Annotated in this window: 23 protein-coding genes; 13 read left to right on the top strand and 10 right to left on the bottom strand. The window is 62.1% G+C overall.

Annotation, left to right across the window (positions count from 1 at the left end; translation table 11 throughout):
• Positions 1–96: 96 nt before the first annotated feature.
• A complete protein-coding gene (locus ACNPM8_RS10570; RefSeq protein WP_332595055.1) occupies positions 97–786 on the bottom strand; it encodes a TetR/AcrR family transcriptional regulator in 690 nt (229 codons plus the stop codon).
• 161 nt (positions 787–947) lie between these two features.
• On the opposite strand from ACNPM8_RS10570, the gene ACNPM8_RS10565 reads away from it, so the two are divergent.
• Both ACNPM8_RS10565 and ACNPM8_RS10560 read left to right on the top strand, forming a co-directional pair.
• Positions 948–1,379: a DoxX family membrane protein gene (locus ACNPM8_RS10565; RefSeq protein ID WP_105659096.1), complete on the top strand. Its 432-nt coding sequence runs from the start codon at positions 948–950 to the stop codon at positions 1,377–1,379.
• Between the two features lie 104 nt (positions 1,380–1,483).
• Positions 1,484–1,633, top strand: coding sequence for a hypothetical protein (locus tag ACNPM8_RS10560; protein WP_448939814.1), 150 nt, complete (start codon positions 1,484–1,486; stop codon positions 1,631–1,633).
• Between the two features lie 78 nt (positions 1,634–1,711).
• Here ACNPM8_RS10560 and ACNPM8_RS10555 read toward each other — a convergent pair whose 3' ends face one another.
• From ACNPM8_RS10555 to ACNPM8_RS10545, 3 genes are all read right to left on the bottom strand, one after another.
• On the bottom strand, positions 1,712–3,166 hold the full coding sequence (locus ACNPM8_RS10555; RefSeq protein WP_448939813.1) for a DHA2 family efflux MFS transporter permease subunit: 1,455 nt from the start codon (positions 3,164–3,166) through the stop codon (positions 1,712–1,714).
• Positions 3,167–3,227: 61 nt separating this feature from the next.
• Positions 3,228–4,226, bottom strand: coding sequence for a PhzF family phenazine biosynthesis protein (locus ACNPM8_RS10550; RefSeq protein ID WP_286134418.1), 999 nt, complete (start codon positions 4,224–4,226; stop codon positions 3,228–3,230).
• 95 nt (positions 4,227–4,321) lie between these two features.
• Positions 4,322–4,867: an AMIN-like domain-containing (lipo)protein gene (locus tag ACNPM8_RS10545; protein WP_448939812.1), complete on the bottom strand. Its 546-nt coding sequence runs from the start codon at positions 4,865–4,867 to the stop codon at positions 4,322–4,324.
• Positions 4,868–5,078: 211 nt separating this feature from the next.
• Here ACNPM8_RS10545 and ACNPM8_RS10540 point away from each other — a divergent pair, with 211 nt between their 5' ends.
• On the top strand, positions 5,079–6,173 hold the full coding sequence (locus ACNPM8_RS10540; protein ID WP_448939811.1) for a mechanosensitive ion channel family protein: 1,095 nt from the start codon (positions 5,079–5,081) through the stop codon (positions 6,171–6,173).
• A 69-nt stretch (positions 6,174–6,242) separates the two neighbouring features.
• Here ACNPM8_RS10540 and ACNPM8_RS10535 read toward each other — a convergent pair whose 3' ends face one another.
• Together ACNPM8_RS10535 and ACNPM8_RS10530 are read right to left on the bottom strand one after the other, a co-directional pair.
• A complete protein-coding gene (locus tag ACNPM8_RS10535; RefSeq protein ID WP_286134416.1) occupies positions 6,243–6,887 on the bottom strand; it encodes a YqaJ viral recombinase family protein in 645 nt (214 codons plus the stop codon).
• A 64-nt stretch (positions 6,888–6,951) separates the two neighbouring features.
• Positions 6,952–7,212: a glutaredoxin family protein gene (locus ACNPM8_RS10530; RefSeq protein WP_133834858.1), complete on the bottom strand. Its 261-nt coding sequence runs from the start codon at positions 7,210–7,212 to the stop codon at positions 6,952–6,954.
• Between the two features lie 132 nt (positions 7,213–7,344).
• On the opposite strand from ACNPM8_RS10530, the gene ACNPM8_RS10525 reads away from it, so the two are divergent.
• From ACNPM8_RS10525 to ACNPM8_RS10515, 3 genes are all read left to right on the top strand, one after another.
• A complete protein-coding gene (locus ACNPM8_RS10525; RefSeq protein WP_332489111.1) occupies positions 7,345–8,088 on the top strand; it encodes an ABC transporter ATP-binding protein in 744 nt (247 codons plus the stop codon).
• Complete coding sequence (locus ACNPM8_RS10520) at positions 8,085–9,410, top strand: FtsX-like permease family protein (RefSeq protein ID WP_448939810.1); 1,326 nt, start codon at positions 8,085–8,087, stop codon at positions 9,408–9,410. The genes ACNPM8_RS10525 and ACNPM8_RS10520 overlap by 4 nt, the downstream gene beginning before the upstream one ends.
• A 190-nt stretch (positions 9,411–9,600) precedes the next feature.
• Positions 9,601–10,659 (top strand): ABC transporter substrate-binding protein, encoded by a 1,059-nt coding sequence (locus ACNPM8_RS10515; protein WP_400344168.1) that lies wholly within the window; start codon positions 9,601–9,603, stop codon positions 10,657–10,659.
• Positions 10,660–10,665: 6 nt separating this feature from the next.
• Here ACNPM8_RS10515 and ACNPM8_RS10510 read toward each other — a convergent pair whose 3' ends face one another.
• Positions 10,666–11,466, bottom strand: a complete 801-nt coding sequence (locus ACNPM8_RS10510; RefSeq protein WP_448939809.1) for an MBL fold metallo-hydrolase — start codon at positions 11,464–11,466, stop codon at positions 10,666–10,668.
• A 20-nt stretch (positions 11,467–11,486) separates the two neighbouring features.
• Here ACNPM8_RS10510 and ACNPM8_RS10505 point away from each other — a divergent pair, with 20 nt between their 5' ends.
• Genes ACNPM8_RS10505 through ACNPM8_RS10495 form a run of 3 tightly spaced genes read left to right on the top strand, consistent with a single transcriptional unit; the run spans position 11,487 to position 15,550 of the window.
• A complete protein-coding gene (locus ACNPM8_RS10505) occupies positions 11,487–12,536 on the top strand; it encodes a FecCD family ABC transporter permease (protein ID WP_448939808.1) in 1,050 nt (349 codons plus the stop codon).
• A complete protein-coding gene (locus ACNPM8_RS10500) occupies positions 12,533–13,639 on the top strand; it encodes a FecCD family ABC transporter permease (protein WP_448939807.1) in 1,107 nt (368 codons plus the stop codon). Before ACNPM8_RS10505 ends, ACNPM8_RS10500 begins: the two co-directional genes overlap by 4 nt.
• A 3-nt stretch (positions 13,640–13,642) precedes the next feature.
• Positions 13,643–15,550 carry an SIP domain-containing protein gene (locus ACNPM8_RS10495; RefSeq protein ID WP_448939806.1) on the top strand — a complete coding sequence of 636 codons (1,908 nt, stop codon included), beginning with the start codon at positions 13,643–13,645 and terminating at the stop codon, positions 15,548–15,550.
• Between the two features lie 75 nt (positions 15,551–15,625).
• Here ACNPM8_RS10495 and ACNPM8_RS10490 read toward each other — a convergent pair whose 3' ends face one another.
• Entirely contained in the window at positions 15,626–16,018 is a 393-nt protein-coding gene (locus tag ACNPM8_RS10490; protein ID WP_332489108.1) for a MarR family winged helix-turn-helix transcriptional regulator, read from the bottom strand.
• A 191-nt stretch (positions 16,019–16,209) separates the two neighbouring features.
• On the opposite strand from ACNPM8_RS10490, the gene ACNPM8_RS10485 reads away from it, so the two are divergent.
• Entirely contained in the window at positions 16,210–18,054 is a 1,845-nt protein-coding gene (locus ACNPM8_RS10485) for an ABC transporter ATP-binding protein (RefSeq protein WP_332727447.1), read from the top strand.
• On the opposite strand, the gene ACNPM8_RS10480 is transcribed toward ACNPM8_RS10485, so the two are convergent.
• Entirely contained in the window at positions 18,051–18,536 is a 486-nt protein-coding gene (locus tag ACNPM8_RS10480) for a MarR family winged helix-turn-helix transcriptional regulator (RefSeq protein ID WP_448939805.1), read from the bottom strand. The genes ACNPM8_RS10485 and ACNPM8_RS10480 overlap by 4 nt on opposite strands.
• Positions 18,537–18,677: 141 nt before the next feature.
• Here ACNPM8_RS10480 and ACNPM8_RS10475 point away from each other — a divergent pair, with 141 nt between their 5' ends.
• Positions 18,678–19,253, top strand: coding sequence for an NADPH-dependent FMN reductase (locus tag ACNPM8_RS10475; RefSeq protein WP_332489107.1), 576 nt, complete (start codon positions 18,678–18,680; stop codon positions 19,251–19,253).
• A gap of 123 nt (positions 19,254–19,376) precedes the next feature.
• On the top strand, positions 19,377–20,486 hold the full coding sequence (locus tag ACNPM8_RS10470) for a glutathione S-transferase family protein (RefSeq protein ID WP_133834850.1): 1,110 nt from the start codon (positions 19,377–19,379) through the stop codon (positions 20,484–20,486).
• A gap of 69 nt (positions 20,487–20,555) precedes the next feature.
• Here the strand turns inward: ACNPM8_RS10470 and ACNPM8_RS10465 are convergent, their stop codons facing one another.
• Complete coding sequence (locus ACNPM8_RS10465) at positions 20,556–20,864, bottom strand: hypothetical protein (protein WP_434693789.1); 309 nt, start codon at positions 20,862–20,864, stop codon at positions 20,556–20,558.
• A gap of 117 nt (positions 20,865–20,981) precedes the next feature.
• Here ACNPM8_RS10465 and ACNPM8_RS10460 point away from each other — a divergent pair, with 117 nt between their 5' ends.
• Complete coding sequence (locus tag ACNPM8_RS10460; protein WP_448939804.1) at positions 20,982–21,893, top strand: RNase H family protein; 912 nt, start codon at positions 20,982–20,984, stop codon at positions 21,891–21,893.
• Positions 21,894–21,921 lie beyond the last annotated feature (28 nt).

Here is a 21,921-nt window from a genome sequence, read left to right as displayed (position 1 = left end):
GCTCCTAATAGCTACGGTGAAAAAAGCTTCACTCCTAGACTAGTGGAACGCAGTGCCATGTCAAGAAACTTGGTTTCAAGAGTTGGGTGGAATCGATTAGTTTCCGTGCTCTTTGAGCGCGCGGGAGACGGCCTGGAGAATCGCCTGCTCATCGGCGCCGGCATCCAGCACGGAAACCACCACGCTGGGGGCCGCAGGCTTGGGGGCGGCCGCTGCCTGTCCGGGGTCGAGCAGATCTGCGAAGCGGTTCAGGAACTGGCGCACATCGTTGGCCAGCTTGGTGCGGTCCGTGCATTGCGCGTCTTTCAGCCAGCTGCGCAAATGATCGTTGTGGATCGCAACCAGGCCAGCGCTAACGCCCAGGCACAGCGACTTCTCCGTGGCGCTCTTTGCCAAATCGCGACGGTTCAGGAACCCGTAAAACGCCCGTTCGTAACGGTGAGTGGAGACCAGCTCGCGCTCTCGCAGCGACGGCACCGAGGAGAGCAGCTTGTGGCGCAACTGGGCACCTTCGGGGTTGACCGTGTACTGGTCGAAAACCACATGCGCGGCATCGATGAGCGTAGTGATTGCATCAACCGACGAGGCGGCCAGCGTGGTCTCGACGTGTGTAATGATCATTTCCTGGTCGGCGAAGACCATATTCTCTTTCGACCCGAAACGGCGGAAGAAAGTGGAACGGGAAATGCCAGCGGCAGCTGCCAGCTCGTCGACGCTGGTGGCATCGAAGCCCTGGGTAATGAGTAGATCAAGGGCTGCTGGGGGTACTGCGGAAGAAGCGATCATGATTCACGAATTTAGCACGATTCAAGCTGGGAAATTCTTGGGTTCAGCTATGCGCGCCGCGCAAATGATTGTGAACTACTGCGCCCATGACTACGCTGAACATCAGGGCGTTCCATGCCGGAACGCCATTCTTGGACGAAATGAAAGAGAAGTGAGGGCCCATGGGAATCTCGATTGCAAACGCCGCGCTACGTTTGGTCAGTGGTGCGTTCATTCTCAACAGCGGCATCAACAAGTTGCGCATCGATGAAGCCAGCGCCGCAGGCCTGCAGCAGATGGCAGCCAACGGCGTGCCTCAGCTGGCCGAGCTGGAACCGGCAGTTTTCGGCAAGGCCGTATCCATCGGCGAGATCTCGCTGGGTAGCGCCTTGCTGCTGCCGCTGATCCCATCGCGGCTGGCCGGCTTAGGCCTGGGCGCATTCTCCGGTGTGCTGCTGGCTTCCTACCTGCGCACTCCGGGCATGACAGAATCCGACGGCATCCGCCCAACCGCGGATGGCACCGCCCTGGCCAAGGACGTATGGCTGGCAGGTATCGCTGTGGCATTGATTCTTGGTCGCAAGGGCGCCAAGAAGATCAAGAAAGCAAAATAAGCGGACGGAATCGCTTGAGCAAAACACTCGGCACGCCGTAAGTTGATCTTGGAGACTGCGGTTTTCAGCGGCCACATTTGAACTACAAGCTAAGAGGAGAACCAATGGGTTTCTTAGATGATGCAAAGAAGAAGCTGGGCGAGGCAGTCGAAAACGCGAAGGACTTCGCAGCGGACGCCCAAGAAAAAATCGGCGAGAAGGTCGATGAATTCAAGAACGGCGATAGCAACGAAGAACCTGAAGACAAGGTCTAGCGACCACGAAGCCAGCGCCTGATCCAGCGACTTTCGAGTCCCGGACCAGGCGCTGGCTCCGTTAAGAGCTGCCTCTGGCTAGTGGCGCTGCGCCTTCTTGCCATCGCTGAGGAACGCTACAACGAGCACAGCAGCCACGCCGATGAAGCCCGGCAGCATCAGTGCCTGTCCCAGGCCAACAGACGTGGCTTCCATGATCACCGCAGGATCCTTGGAATCTGCCTGCGCGATCTGTGCCGAAATGCGGGCATCCATCATCACCGCGATCAGCGCAGAACCAAGCACTGAACCGATTTGCCGGGTGGTGTTGTAAATCCCTGAACCGGCACCCGCATCACGCGCGGTCAAGTCCTTGGTGGCTGCCAGCGACAGCGATGGCCAGATCATGGCTGAACCGATGCCTTGAACCGCTGAAGGAATCAGCAGCATCCACAGCGGGATATCGGCGTGCATCATGAAGGCGTAGACCACCGTGGCACCGCCAAACAGGAAGAACCCGGGCACGGCCAAGATCCGCGGGCTGAGCTGATTGACCTTCTTTCCCAGCTGCGGCGCGAGGAAGATCGCCACGAAAGCCATCGGAGAAATCATCAACGCGGATTCGGTGGGAGTCAGGCCTCGGACATTCTGCAAGAAGAACACCATCGGCAAGGCGATGGTCGCGATGGTCAGGCCCATGAAGGTGATCGCGACATTGGCCAAGGAGAAATTGCGGACCTTGAACAATCGCAGCGGAACCAGCGGTTCAGACGTGGTCTTGGACTGCCACCAGATGAAGGCTCCCATCAGCACCGCGCCGATGATAATCAGATGCCACGAATTCAGCGGGCCAATGAATGGTTCCCAATTGGTGGCATCGCCTTCCTGGATGCCGAAGACCAAGCAGAACATGGCCAACGCCGAAAGGATGACGCCGAACCAGTCGAAGGAATGCGCTTGGGATTCAAGGGCTGGCACGAATTTGAAGACCATGGTCAAGCTGACTACCGCGATGGGCAAGTTGATGAAGAAGATCCATTCCCAGCCGATGGAGTCCACCAGCAGACCGCCGGCAATCGGACCGATCAGCGAAGCGATGCCCGCCACTGCACCCCATAGGCCCATGGCTGCACCGCGGTGCTGATAAGGGAAGAGGCGGGTAATGAGCGTCATCGCCTGAGGGGAAATCATCGAAGCGCCAAGGCCCTGGACGGCGCGCGCCGCCCCCAGCGAGCCGAGGGAATCGGACAAGCCGCACCACAGCGAGGCCAGCGAGAAGACCACCATGCCGATGAGGTAGATATTGCGCGGACCGAAGCGGTCACCGAGGCGCCCGGTGACCAGCAGCGGCACCGCGAAGGTGAGCAGGTACGCGCTGTTGACCCACAAGATGCTGGAGATATCGGCGTCCAGCGACGTCATGATGGAGGGCATTGCGGTGGACACGATCGTGGTGTCCAGCAGGATCATGAAGAAGCCGATGACCAGTGCCCAGAGGGCACGCCAGGCGGCTTTCTTGTCGAAGTGTGTTTCGGGATTCGCAGTTTCAGGCACTGGTCAAGGCTAGTCCCTATCAGCCCTGTGCGGAACGGATAGCGAAACTATGCATAGGAAATCAGTCGAAACTCACATCGCCCGAGATGCGGGTGGCGACATCGCCACTGACCCAGACGCCTTTTTCGGTAGCTTCAATATGCAAGATCGCTTCGCGGCCCAAACGCGTGCCCTGGCGCACGGTATAGCGCTGGGGTGCATAACCGGTCTGCGTCAGCCAGATGCCGAACGCAGCATTCAGCGAACCGGTGGCAGGGTCTTCCGGAACAGCCTCGCCGGGAATGAAGGCACGGACCTCATAGTCCGCCGGAGGCTGCAGCACCACATTGCGGAAGCGCTCTTCGGAACGCTCAAAATCAGAGAAGTCCAGCGGACGCAGCTCTTCGCGGGTACCGGAAACGCGCGGCATGACCGATCCGCGCGGTTGCCACACGCTCTGCGAAACGCTGGCTGCGGTGTAGGGGCCGATGACGCCTACTTCCAATCCCTGCAGCGCCTCATAGTCAGGTTCGATGCCCAGCACGATATCGGCGTCACGCAGCACCAGGCCCGCAGGATGCGGACCGTTGACCAGCCACTGGTGGTCCACCACGTCTTCTTCGCGAATGCCCAGCCCGGCAATCGCCCATTGCAGGACATCTGGTTCCAAAGGGCCCGACCTGGTCAGCGGGGGTGCGAGGAAGGCCAAGCGCCGCGAGTGGCGGTCGCTGCTTTCCCGTTCCACACGCACCGGAATCAGTCCGGCACCGCATTGCTGGATCAGATGGCCTGCGGGACCAGCCTCGCCACCGGACTCCAGCCAAGCATGAGCCGCGCCCAGCGTCGGATGGCCAGCAAAGGGCAGCTCGGTGCTCGGGGTGAAAATGCGAATGGCGTAGTCCGCTTCCTCATCAGTGGGCTCGACGAAGAATACAGTTTCCGCAAGATTCATCCACTGCGCAAAGTGCTGCATCTGGTCATCGCTCAGGCTGTCGGCATTGAACACGACTCCCAGGCCATTGCCGTTGAAAGCAGTGGGTGCAAAGACATCAACCTGCTGATAAGAGAATGTGCGCGACATACTTAGCATGGTGGCACATTAATCAGCAGGTTGACCCGGTGTTACGTGGTACGTCACGCAAAAAGTTGCGAACGCATCAAGGAAATGAACCTTCTTTACCAATGGTGCGCAACATCGATGACCAAGCGTGAACCGTCGCCAGGTCCAGGCAGTGCGAACACGCGCATGGGCAGCCGTGCCCTGGTCGAGAGCCCCACTTTGGTTTGGCCTTCAAAGCTGCCCAGCCACACCAATTGGCGGAACGTCGTGTAGCCCAGATTCTTCACTTCGGCGCCCGGGTTGAAATCCTCGGTTGCCGGGGCCTGCACCAGGATTTCCAGGTTGGCACCGCCAGTGGTGTCCACCTGCAGGCCGGAACCGATTCCGGTCAGTTCGCTGACATACGTGGCTGAATGGCTGGCAGCTGGTCCTGCGAGATCGATGACCAGCCGGTCAAAGCACAGGTGCCGTCCGGTCCGAAGATTTTCCACTGCGGAATGCGTGGACAAGGAGCTGGTTTTGGCCAAGGATCCCCAATAAACCGTTGGGCAGGAAGCAGACGCGAGGGCGGCCGGAGCGGGGGCCGCCGCGGAAGCGGGCGTCACCACGAGCAAGGCTGCCGCCACCGTGCCTAGAACGATTCCAATTTTTCCGTTGCGCATATGGATCACCGTCTCTCTTGGTTTGCGCCCGCAGGCAGAGCGGACTGCCAGTGAGTCAACTAAAGGCCTGGAATGCGGCAAGCGCAAGGGCAGAAAAGAATTGGAACCACTCTGAGACGCTTCTGCAATGGAGCCGGAGAACTCCCGGGCCGTAGGGCGGAAGGCAGGTTCCACACAGCATTTATTTAGCGCCATATGACATGCTTTAAACATGTCACCTACCCCCGTTGAACCCATCGGCGAAACCGTCGAGGAAGTCATTACAGCCTCAAGCTTCCTCCCCGAATCGTTGCAATTTTGGGTTGTCCTGCTCATCGGTGCGCTCGTAGCCGCAATCCTGGCGTTTGTTTTCAGCGGCGTTGCCCGCCGCGTGCTGCGCGGGATCGGCGTGGACGAAGCCGACGTGAAAGCCACCAGATTCCCGTTCTTCGGCCTGGTTACCTCGATTATTGCCAAGTCGGCCTTCGCGGTCTTCTATCGAGAACGCACTTGGTACAACCCCTGGCAGTTCGCCATCCTGATCATTCTGGTCTTCTTCCTCACCTGGTTCATCATCAAGCTGGTGCGCGTGATTGAGACCGGCATGATGGCACGCTTCGAGGCGAGATTCGGTCCAGGGCGCAGGCTGGCCAAGGTCCAGACGCAGGTCGGCCTGATGCGACGGGTACTGGTTGCGGTGCTCTGCATCATTGCAATCGCCGCGGTGCTGCTGACGATCGAGCAAGTCAGGGCGCTGGGCGCCGGCCTGTTGGCCTCGGCTGGCCTGGCTTCGGTGGTCGTTGGCCTGGCCGTGCAGTCAACGTTGGCGAACGTATTTGCCGGCTTGCAAGTGGCCTTTACCGACTCGATTCGCGTGGACGACACAGTGGTAGTCGAGGGGGAACGCGGCACGGTAGAGGAGATCACCCTCTCCTACGTCGTGGTGCACCTGATCGACGGGCGCCGGATGATCCTGCCATCGACCTACTTCACCACGACGCCATTTGAGAACTGGTCGCGGCGCAGCACGGAGATCTCCGGAAACGTAGCACTGCAGCTGAAGCTCAATGCGCCGATTTCCTACCTGCGCCAGCGTAGCAGCGAACTGCTTGAAGCCTCCGACTGGTGGGATGGCCGGGACAATGAGCTGCTCGTGACCGACGCGCAAAACGGCTTGCAAACAGTGACCATTTATTTATCCGCGCGCAACGCCGGGGACCTGTGGAACCTGCGCAATATGCTTCGGGAGAAGCTGCTGGCCGAGCTGGTGGAAAACTACCCTGATTGCCTGCCGGATCCCCGGATGATTCCAAGCAACCCGGTCTAGCGGCATAACGGAAGCGGGGGGTCCCAGTACTGTGAACTGGGATCAGCGGCTTTTGCCGTTTCCGGGGACCTAGAGCCGCAACGCAGCGGGTCCGTAGTCGTTGTAGCGCTCCTGGCGGGCCGTCGCTTCGCGCAATGCCGAGATGAGCGACTCGGCCTTGCCGATGAGATCCTGGATCAAGTCATCGTCACGTTCCACCCAAAGGTATTCGGGAACCGCGCGCACCGGCACGAAATTATCGTGCTCTTCCCAAACGAACAACGTGCGTTCGGCCCCGATCACATGCTGCTGCCAGAGCACCTGGCGCAGGTAGCTCTTGGGGATCTTCTTGAAGGGCTTGTTGGTGGTCTTGATTTCAGCCAAAACCGGAACTCCCGATGCATCGAAACCCAAGCCATCGGGAGTCGCCAGATGGAGTCTCGAATGCTGCGAGTGGAAGAGCTGGGAGGAGGGGAAAATATTGAAATTCTCTTGGACCCAGGCAGCGATGACCGGTTCGCGCTTGCGCCCGTGATCGGTGTAGGGATTGCCGGAGAAGCCATTGCCGTAGAGCTTGTCCCATGCGGCGTTCTTGATGGACTTCTCGGTGGACAACTTGGCCACGTCCGTTGCGGTGATGCCCTGGGCCCGTGCGCGGAGCCACTCAATGCGGTTGGAAGAGTCGGCTAGAACACGTTCGAAGCATTCATGTTGGACGCCGGGCACAGTAATCACTTGACCTATTCTTCCCCATGAATGGGCAAGAACCGTGCACCTTGGGCTTCGAGCTGGCGTGAGACTAGTCGCTGGCTTCAGCGATAGCGGTCAACAGCTGATTGATAGTCGGTGTCTGGCTGGCACGGAATTTCTCCGTGCCTTCCTGCAATAGCCGAATGACCGGGGTGCTGGTGATTCCCATTTCCTCGCCGCGCTCAACCTGCTCCACGACATTGATCTCTTCGACCTCCAACGCGGGCAGCAGTTCCTGCACGCGGGCGACAGCCAGCCGCGTGCGCACGCACGGTGCGCAGAATGGTTGCGTATACAGTTCCAGCTTCATCTGTTGCCTACTGCTCCTGCTGTCGTCGTGAACCAGCTGCCGGCTGCTCCTACCGGGGGATGAGCCTGGCCGGAGGCTACTTGGAACCCTGCGCTGATGTGCGCGGGTGCCATTTGTTGAAAACATTGGGTCATGCTTGAAAATTCCCTTGGCCATCCTCCCGTACTCGCCGCTCACGGACTCTACCGCAGCTTCGGTTCCACCACTGCACTGAACGGCGTCGATCTGCAGATTTCACTGGGCCAGTCCCTTGCCATCATGGGCCCCTCGGGTTCCGGAAAATCCACGCTGCTGCACGCCTTGGCCGGTATTGAACTTCCCGACGCCGGCAGCATCATGCTGAACTTCCCGGGCCGTGCACCGGTGGATATCCAGGGGCTCAAGGATAAGGCGCGCACCAGGCTGCGCCGTGAATCCTTCGGCTTCGTCTTCCAATCCGGACTGCTGATTCCCGAGCTCACTGCCGAAGAGAATGTGGCCATGGCCTTGATGATCAACGGCGTGCCACGCAACGCCGCCATTTCCAGTGCCGGGGCGGCCCTGGCGGAACTGGGCCTGGCAGGAATGGAGCAACGCCGCATCGGCCAGCTCTCCGGCGGGCAGCAGCAACGAGTAGCCATTGCCCGCGCGCAGGTCACCGGGGCGATGGTGGTCTTTGCCGATGAACCTACCGGCGCGCTGGATTCAACCACGGGCTTCGAAGTGCTGGAGATCTTGCTGCAATGCACCGTCGGTGCCGGAAAATCCCTGGTGATGGTGACCCATGATCCCAATGTCGCCGCGCGCTGCGACCGTGTAGTGCAGCTGCAGGACGGCCAGCTGATCAGCGACAGTCTGCACCCATCGGCCACCGTGGATGGCGGTGCCCAGAAGTGAATATCCTGCACCTGTCATGGATGCTTGGCCGGCCGGCGAAGTCCCGGCTGGCACCACTGATCCTGACCGCCAGCGCCTACGCCATGGTCAGCGCGATCCTGCTGATCGTGCTGGGAGGCGCCTACTCCTTTACCAGTTTCGAATCCGCGGCCCAGGGGATGTACCTGCCATTGGCAGCCTTCGCCGTGGTGCTTCTGGTAGTCCCATTGCTGGTGCTGGGATCGGCCGCTGCCCGGCTCTCCGCGCGGTCCAATGACCGTGCCCTGTCGTCCTTGCGCTTGCTCGGCGCGCCCGGGGCGCAGATCGGCCTCGTGGCCGTGCTGCAAGCCGCCGGCACGGCGTTGGCCGGCGCACTCGCCGGAATCGTGCTCTACCTCCTGGCCGCACCATTGGCTTCGCTGATTCCGTTCCAAGGTGCGCCGATCGGTTCGGCCATCTATTTGCCGCTGTGGGTGCTGGCGATAGCAGTAGTCGCTGTCGTGCTCCTCTCGGCAGGCAGTGCAGCTGCCGGCTTGCGCAAATTGGTGATCACCCCGTTGGCGGTGGCAACCCGCAGCACGGTGCCCACCCCCAGCTGGCTGCGCGCGGTGATCACCCTTGCCGGCATTCTGGTGCTGTACATGGTGTTCTCCAACATGGGCCAGTTCGTGCAGTCCATCGCCGCGATCATCGCAGTGGTGGTTGGCGGTTTCGGCTTCGGCCTGCTGGTGATGAACCTGGTCGGTCCGTATCTGGTGGCGAAGGTGGGCAAGGCCAAGCTGCGCAAGGCCAGAACTCCGCAAGAGCTGCTGGCAGCTCGCATGATCCTGGAAAGCCCTGCCGAATCCTGGCGCCAGGTATCCGGGGTTGCCATGGCTTCGTTCGTCGCGGTGGTGGGCGGCAGCGGGGCCGCCTTGATGGAGCTGACCGGAAGCGAACTCGATCAGGGCACCTGGCTGGAGCATGTGCCGGCCGATGTCACCACCGGCGTGCTGGTGACCTTGGCGATCAGCTTCATCTGCGTGGCCGCTTCGGCGGCGATCTCCCAAAGCGCCAGTACCCTGGATCGCGCTGAGCTGTATCGCGGGCTGAACCGGTTGGGCATGCCCTACGAAACGATGAACGCCGCGCGCACCAAGTCGATCATGATCCCGGCGCTGGCTGCCTCGATCGGTTTCGCCATCGCCTCCACGGTGCTCGTGCTGCCCCTGGCCGGGGCCGCCATCCTGCTCAAGCCGCTGACGGTCATCACGGTAATTGTCTCCGTGTTACTCGGCTTGCTGCTGGTGCGGGGAGCAATTTTGGTGGCTGATCCGCGCAAGCTGCTAGCAACTAGAGAATAAAGTCTCTGGTCAGCCCACCGAAAAAACCGCCCGATTTGGTTAGGGTCACTTCAGGGTCGGTGATTAGGGACGTTTCGTGTTGCGTAATGCGCAGAGAAACGCGTATCGTGGCATACGGCCCGGATAGGCTTGCCTAACCTAGCTAAACAAAACGTTGACAGAACCTCGCATAGTCTGGAATCACCGACCCATGAAAAATTCACGTCGCGCCGGAATTTTCGCCGCTTCAACTGCCATCCTCGCCTTGGGCCTAACCGCCTGCGGCGCGTCGAGCAACTCAGCGGATCCGTCGGCTGACACTTCAGCCAAGGCCGCAGAAGACTTCACTCCGGTCACCATCGAGAACATCTATGGTGAAACCACGATCGAAAAAGTCCCGGAACGCATTGCGACCATCTCGTGGGTCAACGCAGATACCCTGCTGGCTCTGGATACCGTGCCGGTCGGCATGGACACCGACACCTACGGCATGAACGAGAACAACTCCACCGCATGGAAGGACGCCGCTCTGGAAGAGCAGGGCGCTTCCATCGGCTCCGAGAAGGCGCCCGTGCAGTACAAGGTGGGCGATGACATCGACTACACCGGCATCGCCGCCAGCAAGCCCCAGGTCATCTTCGCTCCATACTCGGGGTTGAAGAAGGAGCAGTACGAGAAGCTGCAGGAAATCGCTCCGGTCGTTGGCCCCATCGAGCCTAACTACCTGACCAGCTGGGAACAGGTCACCGAAGTTGCCGGCCAGATGCTGGGCAAGGAAGAAGAAGCCGACGCCCTGATCGAAGAGATCGAAGGCAAGCTGGCCAAGGTCGGCGAAGACAATCCAGCGCTGAAGGACACCACCTTCATCGCAGCTGACCTCTCGGCGCCGGATACCGCCTACATCTACTCCGAAGGCGACACCCGCCCGCGCTTCCTGAGCGCACTGGGCATGACCCAGGCCGACTACGTGCAGAAGAATGCCGCCAAGGACACCTTCTTCTTCACCGTGTCGCCGGAAAAGGTCAACGAGTGGGATTCGGACATCGTCTTCGCTTCGGCTGTTGCGGGCAACACCATGGAAGACGTCGTCAAGGGCCAGCCGCTCTACGGCCAGATCCCTGCCGCGAAGAACGATGCCGTGGCACTGCCAGGCACCGATGAAGCAACCCTGGCAATCTCCGCGGCTTCGCCGCTGTCCATTGAATGGGCACTGGATAACGTAGTTCCAGGCATCGTCAAGGCTGCTGACAACGCAGCTGCCGCGAAGTAGATCCGGCTAGGGATTCACTGACAGATAGTGCAATTGGGCTTCCAGGGAATGGGTAGCTGCGCCCACCAAGCGCGCATCGAGGTCGGGGTAGACATGCTCCAGCAATTCAGCTGGCTGCGTGTGGACCCCGGCCTTGCCGAGTTTCTGCAAAGCCGCACGCACCTGGTCCAGCCGCGCATGCCGATGCTTGATGTACATCTGCAGCAGCGGATGCGAGGAATCATGCTGCTCGCCGTGCGCCGGATGCAAAGCCATATCGGGCAGCGCGAGCAGCCGCTGCAGGGAATCCAGGTAGTCGGCCAATGTGCCGTCCGGGTGTTCCAAGATGGTGGTGCCCCGGCCCAGCACCGTATCCCCGGTGAACAAGTGGGCAGCCCCGCCCTGGCGGATGAAGCACACCGAGTCCGAGGTGTGGCCAGGGGTGAAGACCACCTGGATGCTGGCACCGGCGGCGCTGATCGTTTCGCCATCGGTGAAGACCGGGGCATCCCGGCAGTACTGCTCCAGCGTGGCACGCACCGGCGCACCTGTCATCCCGTAGAGCGCATCGATGCCTCCCGTGTGATCGGCATGCCGATGGGTAATGAGCACCAGCTGGATGTCGAAGGCCGCCAAGGCCTGCAGATGGTCCTCGAGCTCAGGGCCCGGATCAATCAGGACGACCGGAGTTCCAGGAAGAAGTTCATCCACTGCAGGGTCGAACAGCAGATAGGAATTAGTCCCGTCCAACGTCATTTCAGAAGGGTTCTGCGCGCGAAGCAGGCCGATGCCTGGAGCGATAATAGTGGGCAAGGGAAGAAGAGCCATAGCAATGAGTGTAGGAACCAATGACCGCGACTGAAAGTATTACGCGCCAAGCACCGGGGGCCAAGTCGCCAAAAGCCGGCCGGAAGCTCGGCGCCTTGCTGCTCCTTGCCCTGTTGCTCGGGCTGGCGCTATTCGCTTCGCTGCTGCTGGGCGCGCGAAACGTCTCGATGGGCACCGTGATCGATGCCATCTGGAATTTCGACCCGTCCAATGGCGACCAGGGCGTGGTTGCGTCCCGCTTCGCCCGCACCGTCGGAGCCATCGTGGTTGGCGCTGCCCTGGGTTTGGCTGGCGCCGGATTGCAGGGCCTGACCCGCAACCCGCTGGCCGATACCGGGATCCTGGGCTTGAATGCAGGATCCTCCATGGCCGTGGTGCTGGCGATCGCCTTCCTGGGCGTCAGCTCCCTGGCTGGAATCATGGTGGCCGCCTTCCTCGGCGCTGCTGGGGTGATGGCCCTGGTTTATCTCGTGGCCAACGTGGGCCGTGAAGGCGCCACGCCCATTAAGCTTGCGCTGGGCGGTGCCGCCATGGCTGTGGGCGTGGGCGCGATTACCAATGCGATCCTGATGATTTCCGATGCCACCATGGACCGTTTCCGCATGTGGCAGATCGGCACGTTATCCAGCAGCGGCATCGACACCTTCCTCGGGGCCATTCCCGTGGTGGCCGCCGGCGCACTGATCGTGCTGTCCACCGCCAAGGTATCCAATGCCGTGTCCATGGGCGATGACACCGCGATCGCCTTGGGCTTCAACTTGAACCGCGCCCGGCTGATCGGCTCCATCGGGGTGGTCATTCTCGCTGGCACCGCCACCGCCGTGGCCGGGCCCATCGCCTTCGTCGGCCTAATGATCCCGCATGCCGTGCGCTTGCTGGTCGGTTCCGACTACCGCTGGCTGATGCCAGCGAGCCTGATCGCCGGGCCGATCCTGCTCTTGCTGGCTGATACGGTGGGACGAATCATCGCCCCGCCCAGCGAGATCCAGGTAGGCGTCATGTGCGCCATGCTGGGTGGACCGATCTTCATCATCATGATGCGCAGCGGCATGAAGTCGGTGAGCCTGTGAGCACGAGCGAAATGGCAGCAGCCAACATGACCCAGCCCCGCAGCACCACGGAAACGGCCGGACCGGCGACGGCCCCGGCCTCGAAAGCCGCACCGGCGCTGGCAGCCCGCCGCAGATCCCGGGTGCGCCGCACCGCCTTGTGGATGGCCCTGGCCCTGGTGCTCGCCGTGGCGGCCTACCTGTTCTGGGGGCGGGACCGCCTTCCAGCTGCCGAAGTCTTCCAGGTGCTCAGCGGTGAAAAGGTGCCGGGCACCAGCTTCATCATCATGTCCGACCGCCTGCCGCGCATCGCGGTGGGTGCCCTGGCCGGTGCCGGCTTGGGCATTTCCGGTGCCTTGTTCCAGCGCTGGCTGGGCAACCCGCTGGCCAGTCCCGACGTGATCGGCGTGGGCTACGGCGCATCGGCGGCCGCGGTTTTCGCGATGATCACCCTTGGCTATGCCGACTGGAAGCTCAACGCCTTCGCACTGGCCGGCGGGCTGCTGGTCGCTGCATTGATCTACTGGCTCTCGGCCTCGGGCAAGCGGACCGGTCCCCGGCTGATCCTGGCGGGCCTGGCCATCGGCGCGATGCTCCAGGCGCTGATCCAGTACCTGCTGACCCAGGCGCAGGTGAATACGGCCAGCGATGTGATGCACTGGCTGACGGGTTCACTGGCCTCGAGCAACTGGGAAAATGCGCTGCTGCTTTTGGCGTCCCTTGGCGCCATCGGCATCTTGTTGCTGCCCCTGGTGCTTCGCCAACTGAAAATGCTGGAGCTGGGCGAGGACACCGCGGCGGCCCTGGGGCTGCACGTGGGCTGGGCCCGGGCGATCTTGGTCTTTGTTGCGGTGGCCATGAGCGCCTTGCCGATTGCGGTCACCGGGCCGATGGCGTTCGTTGCCTTCCTGGCCGGCCCGATTACTGCCGCGCTGACCCGCGGCCCGATCAACATCCTGCTTTCCGGCCTGACCGGGGCAACGCTGGTGACTGTTGCCAATTTCTTTGCCGCGAACCTGTTCGCGGATCTTTCGCTGCCGGTGGGCGTTATCACCGGCGCATTCGGTGCACCCTTCCTGATTTGGATTCTGGTGCGCGCAAACTCAACTGGAAGCGGGGCATAACCCATGGCCACTTTGCAGGCAAGCGATCTGACCCTGGCCTATGACAAGGTCACCGTCGTCGACGAGCTGTCGCTGGATATCCCTGCCGGGCAGGTGAGCATCGTCGTCGGGGCCAACGGTTGCGGCAAGTCCACCCTGCTGCGCGCACTGTCGCGGTTGCTCAAGCCAGCCGGGGGCCAGGTGCTCCTGGACGGCGCGGACATCCACTCCAAGCCGGCCAAGGAAGTCGCCAAGACCCTGGGCTTGCTGCCGCAATCGCCCACCGCTCCGGACGGCATCACCGCCCGCGAGCTGATCAGCCGCGGCCGCTACCCGCACCAGGGCCTGTTCAAGCGCTTCTCTGCCGAGGACGAGGCAGCGGTTAATCGCGCCATGGAGCTGACCGGCACTACCGAGCTGGCCGACCGCTCGGTGGACGAGCTCTCCGGCGGTCAGCGCCAGCGCGTCTGGATCGCCATGGCCCTGGCGCAGGAGACCGACCTGCTGCTGCTCGACGAGCCGACCACCTTCCTGGACGTGGCGCACCAGCTCGAAGTCCTGGATGTGGTCAGCGAGCTGAATCGCAGCCGCGGGATCACCGTCGTGATCGTGCTGCACGATTTGAACCTGGCCGCCCGCTACGCCGACTACCTGGTGGCGCTGCGCCACGGCAAGATCTACGCTGCCGGCCATCCCAACGATGTGGTCACCGAAAAGACCGTCAAGGATGTTTTCGGCATGCCCAGCCGCGTGATCCCCGACCCGGTGGGCGGCACTCCGCTGGTGCTGCCCATTGGCCGCCACCGGGTGCTGCGCACCGAGCAGGTGCTGGCTTCCCAGGGCATTTTCCGTACCGAAGCTTCTGCGAAGAAAACTGCGGTGAAGCAGGCGGCAAATGTGAAGCAAGCTGCCCAAGCAGCCGCCGCCCTTGATCCGCAATCGGAGCGCCCGGCCCATGAGCATGTGCCGACGTTGGCCTTTGATACCACTGTGGTCAATAGCCAGCAGCTCGCGCCATCCTTCCGCCGGGTGACCGTCAGCGGCGAGGACCTGGAGTACTTCGGCACCAACAGCCACCCGCTGGATATGCGCATCAAGCTCTTGCTGCCACCGGCCGGCGGTACTGCGTTGACCGACGAGATCGCCTCGATGCGACCCGGGGCGATGACCAGTCCTGCCGAGCAGCAGGGCTGGTACAAGCGCTGGTTGTCGATTGATCCCGATACCCGCGGCCACATGCGCACCTATACCGTGCGGGCCTTCCGCGAAGCCGGGCACCGGGACAATATCGGGGCCACAGCCGAGCTGGATATCGACTTCGTGATGCACGGGCACATGGTTGACGGCCAGCTCCAGGGCGGGCCGGCTACGGAGTTCGGCGACCGGGCCAAGGTGGGCGACCAGCTGTTGCTGCTGGGCCCGAACAAGACCCTGAACGACTCCAGCTACGGCGGCATCGAGTTCCGCCGCGGCGAGGCAACCCGCGTGGTGCTGGCCGGTGACGAAACCGCAGCCCCGGCGATTTGCGCCATCCTCGAAGCCTTGCCCTCCAACGTCACCGGCCATGCGCTGATCGAGGTCCCGGAGACCACGGATATCCTCGGTGCCTCCACCCGCTCCGGCGTCTCGGTGCAGTGGCTGACCCGTGGCAGCCATGAGCACGGCGAATTGCTGCAGTCGGCCTTGCGCCAGGTAGTCGCGATTCCAGCAGCCGGCGTGGTCCATACCAACGCCGAGCCGGAAGATATCGATGTTGATGCGGACATCCTGTGGGAGACGGGCCAGGAAAATTCCGCACCGTTCTACGCCTGGATTGCCGGTGAAGCCGGCACGGTCAAGGAAATGCGCCGTTATCTGGTGCGCGATGCCGGCGTGGACCGCAAGCAGGTAGCCTTCATGGGCTACTGGCGCCGCGGGAAGACCGAGAACTAGCCAGCAGCGGCAACCAGCGCCCGAGGCCCCGGCACGCATATGCCGGGGCCTCGGGTTCTATCCGCTAGCTGGCAGCTAGTTTTCTTTCGCCGGGTTCTTGCAAGCGCCGCGCACCGGCCGCGGGTTCTCGCGGTCCAGGATTGCCAGCAGCCGGGTGAGCTCGGCGCGGTCCTCGTCGCCGAGCTTGTCGAAATAGCCGTCCATGCTCGAACGGCGCAATTCGGCGAGCTCGCCGAGCTGGGCGCGGCCCGTGGCACTGAGCGCAATCAACGTGGCGCGGCGATCGGCCGGATCGGGGGTGCGCACGACAAGCTCCTTGGCTTCCAGCTGGTCGACTACCTCGGTGGTCGAGCGCGCGGCGATGTGCAGCTGTTCCGCGAGCTGCGAGTTGCGCAGCCCGATCTTATCGGCCCGGGACAGCAAGGTCAGCACCCTCGATTGGTGCGGAGTGATGCCCAGGGGAGTCAAGCTGTCCCTCCATCTGCCGCGAAGCATGCGTGAAGCGTGGAGGAAAAGATCTGCCAAGTCAGGCTTGGGCTCTTCGTTCTGCATATGTTCAAGGATAGTGTGTTTCTGGGAACAATTTCAAGATGCAACCACATAGTGAGGTTCCCTCTGTTATTCTGGACTTGAGAAATCCAGAGGTAGAGGGGGAGTCCATGAGTGCAATGGGAATGCCGGGGCCGCATCCGGGCGGTGGCGGGCAAGGACGGTCCGGCAACGCCGCCCGGGACAAGCAGCGGCTCACCGAGCATCCGGTGTCCCTGGCGCGCATCGCCGCGCTCTTCCGGCCCCATCTGGGATCGGTGATTGCGGTCATGGCGCTGATCGTGGCAGCGTCGGTCATCGGCCTGGCCCAGCCGTTCATCATCCGCGAACTCATTGATGACGCGATTCCCAACAGCAATATCCGATTGCTGCTCTTGGGTGCCGTGGGACTGGTGCTGATCTCCCTGGCTACCGCGATTCTGGAAGTCGTCCAGACCTGGCGGGCAACCCTGATGGGCCAACGCGTCATGCATGGCCTGCGGACCGGGCTGTTCACGCACCTGCAGAAGCAATCCCTGGGATTCTTCACCAACTCGCGCTCCGGGGACGTGCAGTCGCGCCTGGTCAACGACGTGGGGCAGATGCAATCGGTGATTACCAATTCGGCCACGAGCATTGCCTCGAACCTGACCACCGTTGTGGCCACCGCCTGCGCGATGGTGGCGATCTCGTGGAAACTGAGCCTGATCTCATTGGTCGTGCTGCCGCCAGCGGTGCTGCTTGCCAAGCAAACCGCGAAACTGCGCCGCGCCGTGACAGGAAAGCGCCAGCGCGAGATGTCGAACCTGGCTTCGCTGATCGACGAGCGCCTGAGCATCTCCGGGGTCCGCCTGGCCAAGATCATGGGCACCGGAGCCGCTGATGCGGCGGCCTTCGGAGAGTCCAGCCACAAGCTCATCGACCTGGAAATGAAAAGCGCTTTGGCCGGGCGTTGGCGCATGGCCACGATGAGCATCATTTTCGCGGCCATCCCCGCGGTGCTGTACATCGTGGCGGGGCTGCCCGCCACCGGGCAGGGAATGAGCATCGGCACCTTGGTGGCCTTTACCGGGCTGCAGGCCGGAATCTTCCGTCCGGTCATGGGCATGATGCAGATTTCGGTCCAGTGGGTCTCGGCCTTGGCCTTGTTCAGCCGCGTCTTCGAATACCTGGATACGGACCAGGCGCTGCCGGTACCCCAGCGGCCGCGAGCGGTCGAACCCGGGAAGCTGCGTGGCGAAGTGCAATTGCGCAATGTCAGCTTCCGCTACCCCGAGGCTGACCGCGCCACCCTGGAACAGCTGGATTTGACCCTGGAGGCGGGAACAATGACCGCGGTTGTCGGTTCCACCGGTTCGGGAAAGTCCACCCTGGGGTCCTTGCTGCCCCGGCTGCTTGACCCTACCGAGGGCCAGGTATTGCTCGACGGCATTGACCTGAAGGAATTCGATCCTGAAGGCATCGCCCAGGCGGTCTCCGTCGTTGCCCAGGAAAGCTACCTGCTGCATGCTTCGATTCGGGAGAACCTCCTGTGGGCAGCGCCCCAGGCCACCGAGGAAGAGCTCTGGCAGGCGCTGGAAGCCGCGCAGATTGCGCAGCTGGTCCGCAGCCTGCCGCAGGGCCTGGAAACCCAGGTGGGGCAGCGCGGCCACCGTTTCTCCGGTGGCGAGCAGCAGCGACTGGCTATTGCCCGCACCATGCTGCGCAAGCCCAAGGTCCTGGTGCTCGACGAGGCGACCAGTGCCCTGGATACGGTCACCGAGGCTTTGGTGCAGCGGGCGCTGGACGAGCTCGCACTGGGGCGAACTACCTTGCTGATCGCGCACCGGTTGAGCACCGTGATGCGAGCGGACCGCATCGTCGTGCTAGAAGCTGGCCGGATTGCCGAAGCGGGAACTTTTGACGAGCTGGTCCAGCTTGGCGGGCAATTCGCCCAGCTGGTAGCCAAGAGCGAACTGGCCGAAAGGGCCAGCTAGCACTGGCCATCTTTCAGTCCCTGCTTTTCCAGCGAGGCCAGGATCTTCGGCAGCGCCGATTCCAATGCCGTGCGTTCGGAGGGGCTCAGGGAATCGAAAATGGTTTCACGCACGAAGCTCACGTGGGTTGGCGCGGCTTCCTCAATGGTCTTGCGCCCCTGGGCGGTGAGCGTAATCTGGTGCCCGCGGCGGTCGGTCTCATCTGAGCAGCGGCTGACCAGGCCCTTGGCTTCCATGCGGCGCAGCAGGTGGGAGAGTCGCGCGCGGTCCCAGCGCAATGCGGTCGCCACGTCGGCCGGGCGTAGACTTGGTTCGGTTGTTTCCGAAAGCACAGCCAGCACCGAGTATTCACCGGAGAGCATGTTCGAATCGCGCAGCAGCTGGCGATCCATGCCACTGGGGAACTGCCAGAGGAACTCGCGTATGGTGCGCCAGAGGTCCTGCTCGCTGTCGGTGAGCCAGCGGGTCTCTTCGCTCTTCATTCTCTTTCCTAACCATGTTGTCCCCATGGGGGACATTCAAAATATTGTTGACGCATCAATCATCTCCTGTATAGTGGAATTTAGCAAGAGAAGATGACGTGTCAACTAAATTGTTGGCCGGAGAACTCCAAGGAGAGCAACTTGTCGAAGATCGCTATCGTTACCGGTTCCACCCGTCCAGGACGTGTCAACCAGGGCGTCGCCCAATGGGTGCTGGCCAGGGCCCAGGAATTCGGTGGTGCCGACTACGAGCTGGTGGACATCGTCGAGTTCAACCTGCCGATGCTCGACGAGCCGTTCCCGGCCGCCTACCAGAACTACCAGAACGGGCACACCAAGGCCTTCGCCGCCAAGATGAGCGAATTCGATGGATACATTTTCATTGTTGGCGAGTACAACCACTCCGTCCAGCCTGCATTGGCCAACGCACTGAGCTACCTGAATGCAGAACTGAACAACAAGGCCGCCGGCATGGTCGGATACGGCTCCGCCATGGGCTCGCGTGCCGTGGAGCACCTGCGCGGGATCCTCTCGGAACTGCAGATCGCCCACGTGCAGAAGACCGGCATGTTCTCGCTATTCTCCGACTTCGAGAACTTCTCGGCTTTCGCTCCGACCGAACGGTCGGCCAACAGCGTGCAGCCCATGCTTGAACAGGTGCTCGCCTGGAGCAAGGCGATGCGCACCGTACGCGAAGGCGCCACGGTCAACGCCTAGACCGGGTTGAAATCGGAGGGGAATGGAAAAGTGCATTGCGCCATTTCCATACCTGCCCAACTGCCATAGTCTCGAGGTGAATGGTTTATGCACGGGACTTCAAAATTCTTTGGAAGGAATGCGATGAGCGAGGAATATTCGACCAAGGGCGCCTACGTCACCGGCGGAGAATTCACCCGGGACACCAACTACATCCAGGACCGCATCGTCGCTGATGCCAGCGCCGAGCACTATGGCGAGGGAAACAGCCACAGCAAGATCGGGCATCCCAACGCGGGGCTTTCGGACGGGGCCCGGCTTTGGCCGGTGGAAGCTGGCCGCTACCATCTGGTCGCAGCCCGCGCGTGCCCCTGGGCCAACCGCACCCTGATCGTTCGCCGCCTGCTGGGCTTGGAAGACGCGCTGTCCGTCGGACTGCCCGGCCCAACCCACGACGCACGCAGCTGGACCTTTGACCTGGACCCCGGGGGCAAGGACCCTGTCCTGGGTACCGAGCGGGTCCAGGAGAACTACTTCAAGCGCTTTGCCGACTATCCACGCGGCATCACCGTGCCGGCAATCGTCGATATCCCCACCGGTGCGGTTGTCACCAATGACTACCCGCAGATCACCTGGGACATGTCCACGCAGTGGAAGGAGTTCCACCGGGAAGGCGCCCCGGACCTCATTGCGCAGGACCAGCTCGATGAGATGCTTCCGCTGATCAAGCGGATTTTCACCGAGGTCAACAACGGCGTCTACCGTGCCGGGTTCGCCGGGGACCAGCAGGCCTACAACGATGCCTACGACCGGTTATTCGCCACCTTGGACTACCTCGAAGATCGGCTGGGCACCCGCCGCTTCCTGATGGGTGATCACATCACCGAGGCCGATGTCCGGCTGTTCACCACGCTGGTGCGATTCGACCCGGTCTATCATGGCCACTTCAAGGCCAACCGCAACAAGCTCATCGACATGCCGAACCTCTGGGGCTATGCGCGGGACTTGTTCCAGACCCCGGGTTTCGGCGACACCATCGACTTCGAGCAGATCAAGGCGCACTACTACGTGGTGCATGAGGACATCAACCCGACCAGGATCATCCCGAAGGGGCCGGAGTTGGCGAACTGGCTCGAAGCGCCGGGCCGAGATGAGCTGGCCGAGAACGGTCCGTTCCTGAACGGTACAGCACCGGGCGAAGTCCGGGCCGACGAGCGGGTCCAAGCCGGGCACAACCCGTTGTACCCCGCCTAGGCGCGCTGGCGATCCGCCGCGGATCGGCTCAGGAGCCCGCTATTTCGAGGAGTCCTGGGCCGATCTGTCCTAATCGAAATCGAAGCCTTGCCCCTCGCAAGCTTCCTGGAAAGCGGACAAGTCAGTAATTTGGGGATCCCCGGATTCATCGGCGGCCACCGCAGCGCTGATCTGTTCGGTGGAAGCCTTCGCCCCATGATCAGCGGCTTTCTGCATATTCGTTGCGCCGATGCCCTCGGGGTCAACCAAGCCCCCGCCAAAATGCACGCAGGCGGTATGGCCCTGGGGATCGAGTTGGCGCAGCTCGTCAACCGAGGGGCCAGCGCATGCGGACAGGACCAGAACCAGGGTGGCCAATACAGGCAGGATTTTCTTCACATCCCAATCCTAGGCCTGGACCTGGCTGGATGCTGTGATCCATTGTGCAAGTATTCGCTGGCGACATGGCCCAATGCATGGAACCGAGTGCGGGCGTCAACGTGGCAGGATTAAAGCATGACGATCATTGCAGCTGCGGATGGATCAGCCCTAGGAAACCCCGGACCGGCAGGTTGGGCCTGGTACGTGGACCAGGACAACTGGGCCGCTGGCGGTTGGGACCACGGAACCAACAACATGGGGGAGCTCCAAGCGGTGCTCGAACTCTTCCGGGCCACCGAGCACCTGCCAGAAGAAGAACTCAGGATCCTGTGCGATTCGCAGTATGCGATCAACTGCATCAGCAAGTGGATGCCGGGTTGGAAGAAGAAGGGCTGGAAAAAGGCCGACGGCAAACCGGTCTTGAACCAGGACATCCTCAAGGAACTTGACCGGGCCATTGCCGGGCGCAAGTACACCTTCGAGTGGGTCAAGGGCCATGCCGGACATGAGCTGAATGAAGCTGCTGACGGCCATGCGCGTGCGGCTGCGACCGCGCACCAGCAGGGCTCTGTAGTAGAGGCCGGACCGGGCTACACCGCAGTCGGCGGCCCAGCGGCTTCCAAAGCTCCAGCGGCTGAAGATGCCGTGCTGGCACCCGGCGGGCAACCCGCCGCCGCACCGGAACCCGGCGTGGACATCGCGACCACCGTCTTCGAACTGGAACAAGGTTTCCTCGACCCGCAGATCCGCACCAGTTTCGCGGAACTCAACGACTTCCTGCATCCGGGCTACCAGGAAGTGACTCGCCATGGCGGCCTGCTGGATGTGGCCACGGTCCGGGCCATGCTGGAATCCGGGGCGAGCCTGCCCAGTACCGGTGCGGTGCAGGTCCTTGCGGCCCGGGAAGTGGATGCCCAGATGGTGCTGCTCGCGTACCGCATGAAGCCTGCAGAGGGCCCGGTGCTTGTCGTATCTTCCTGGTGGCAGAGCACCGAAGGCGGCCTGAAGCTTCGGTTCCGCCAGGAAACGGTCGAGCAGACCGCATAGAAAACACGCTTAAAGCAGTGATGGCCGC

This window comes from Glutamicibacter sp. AGC46 (assembly GCF_053543715.1).
This window is presented reverse-complemented; position numbering and strand designations above follow the sequence as displayed.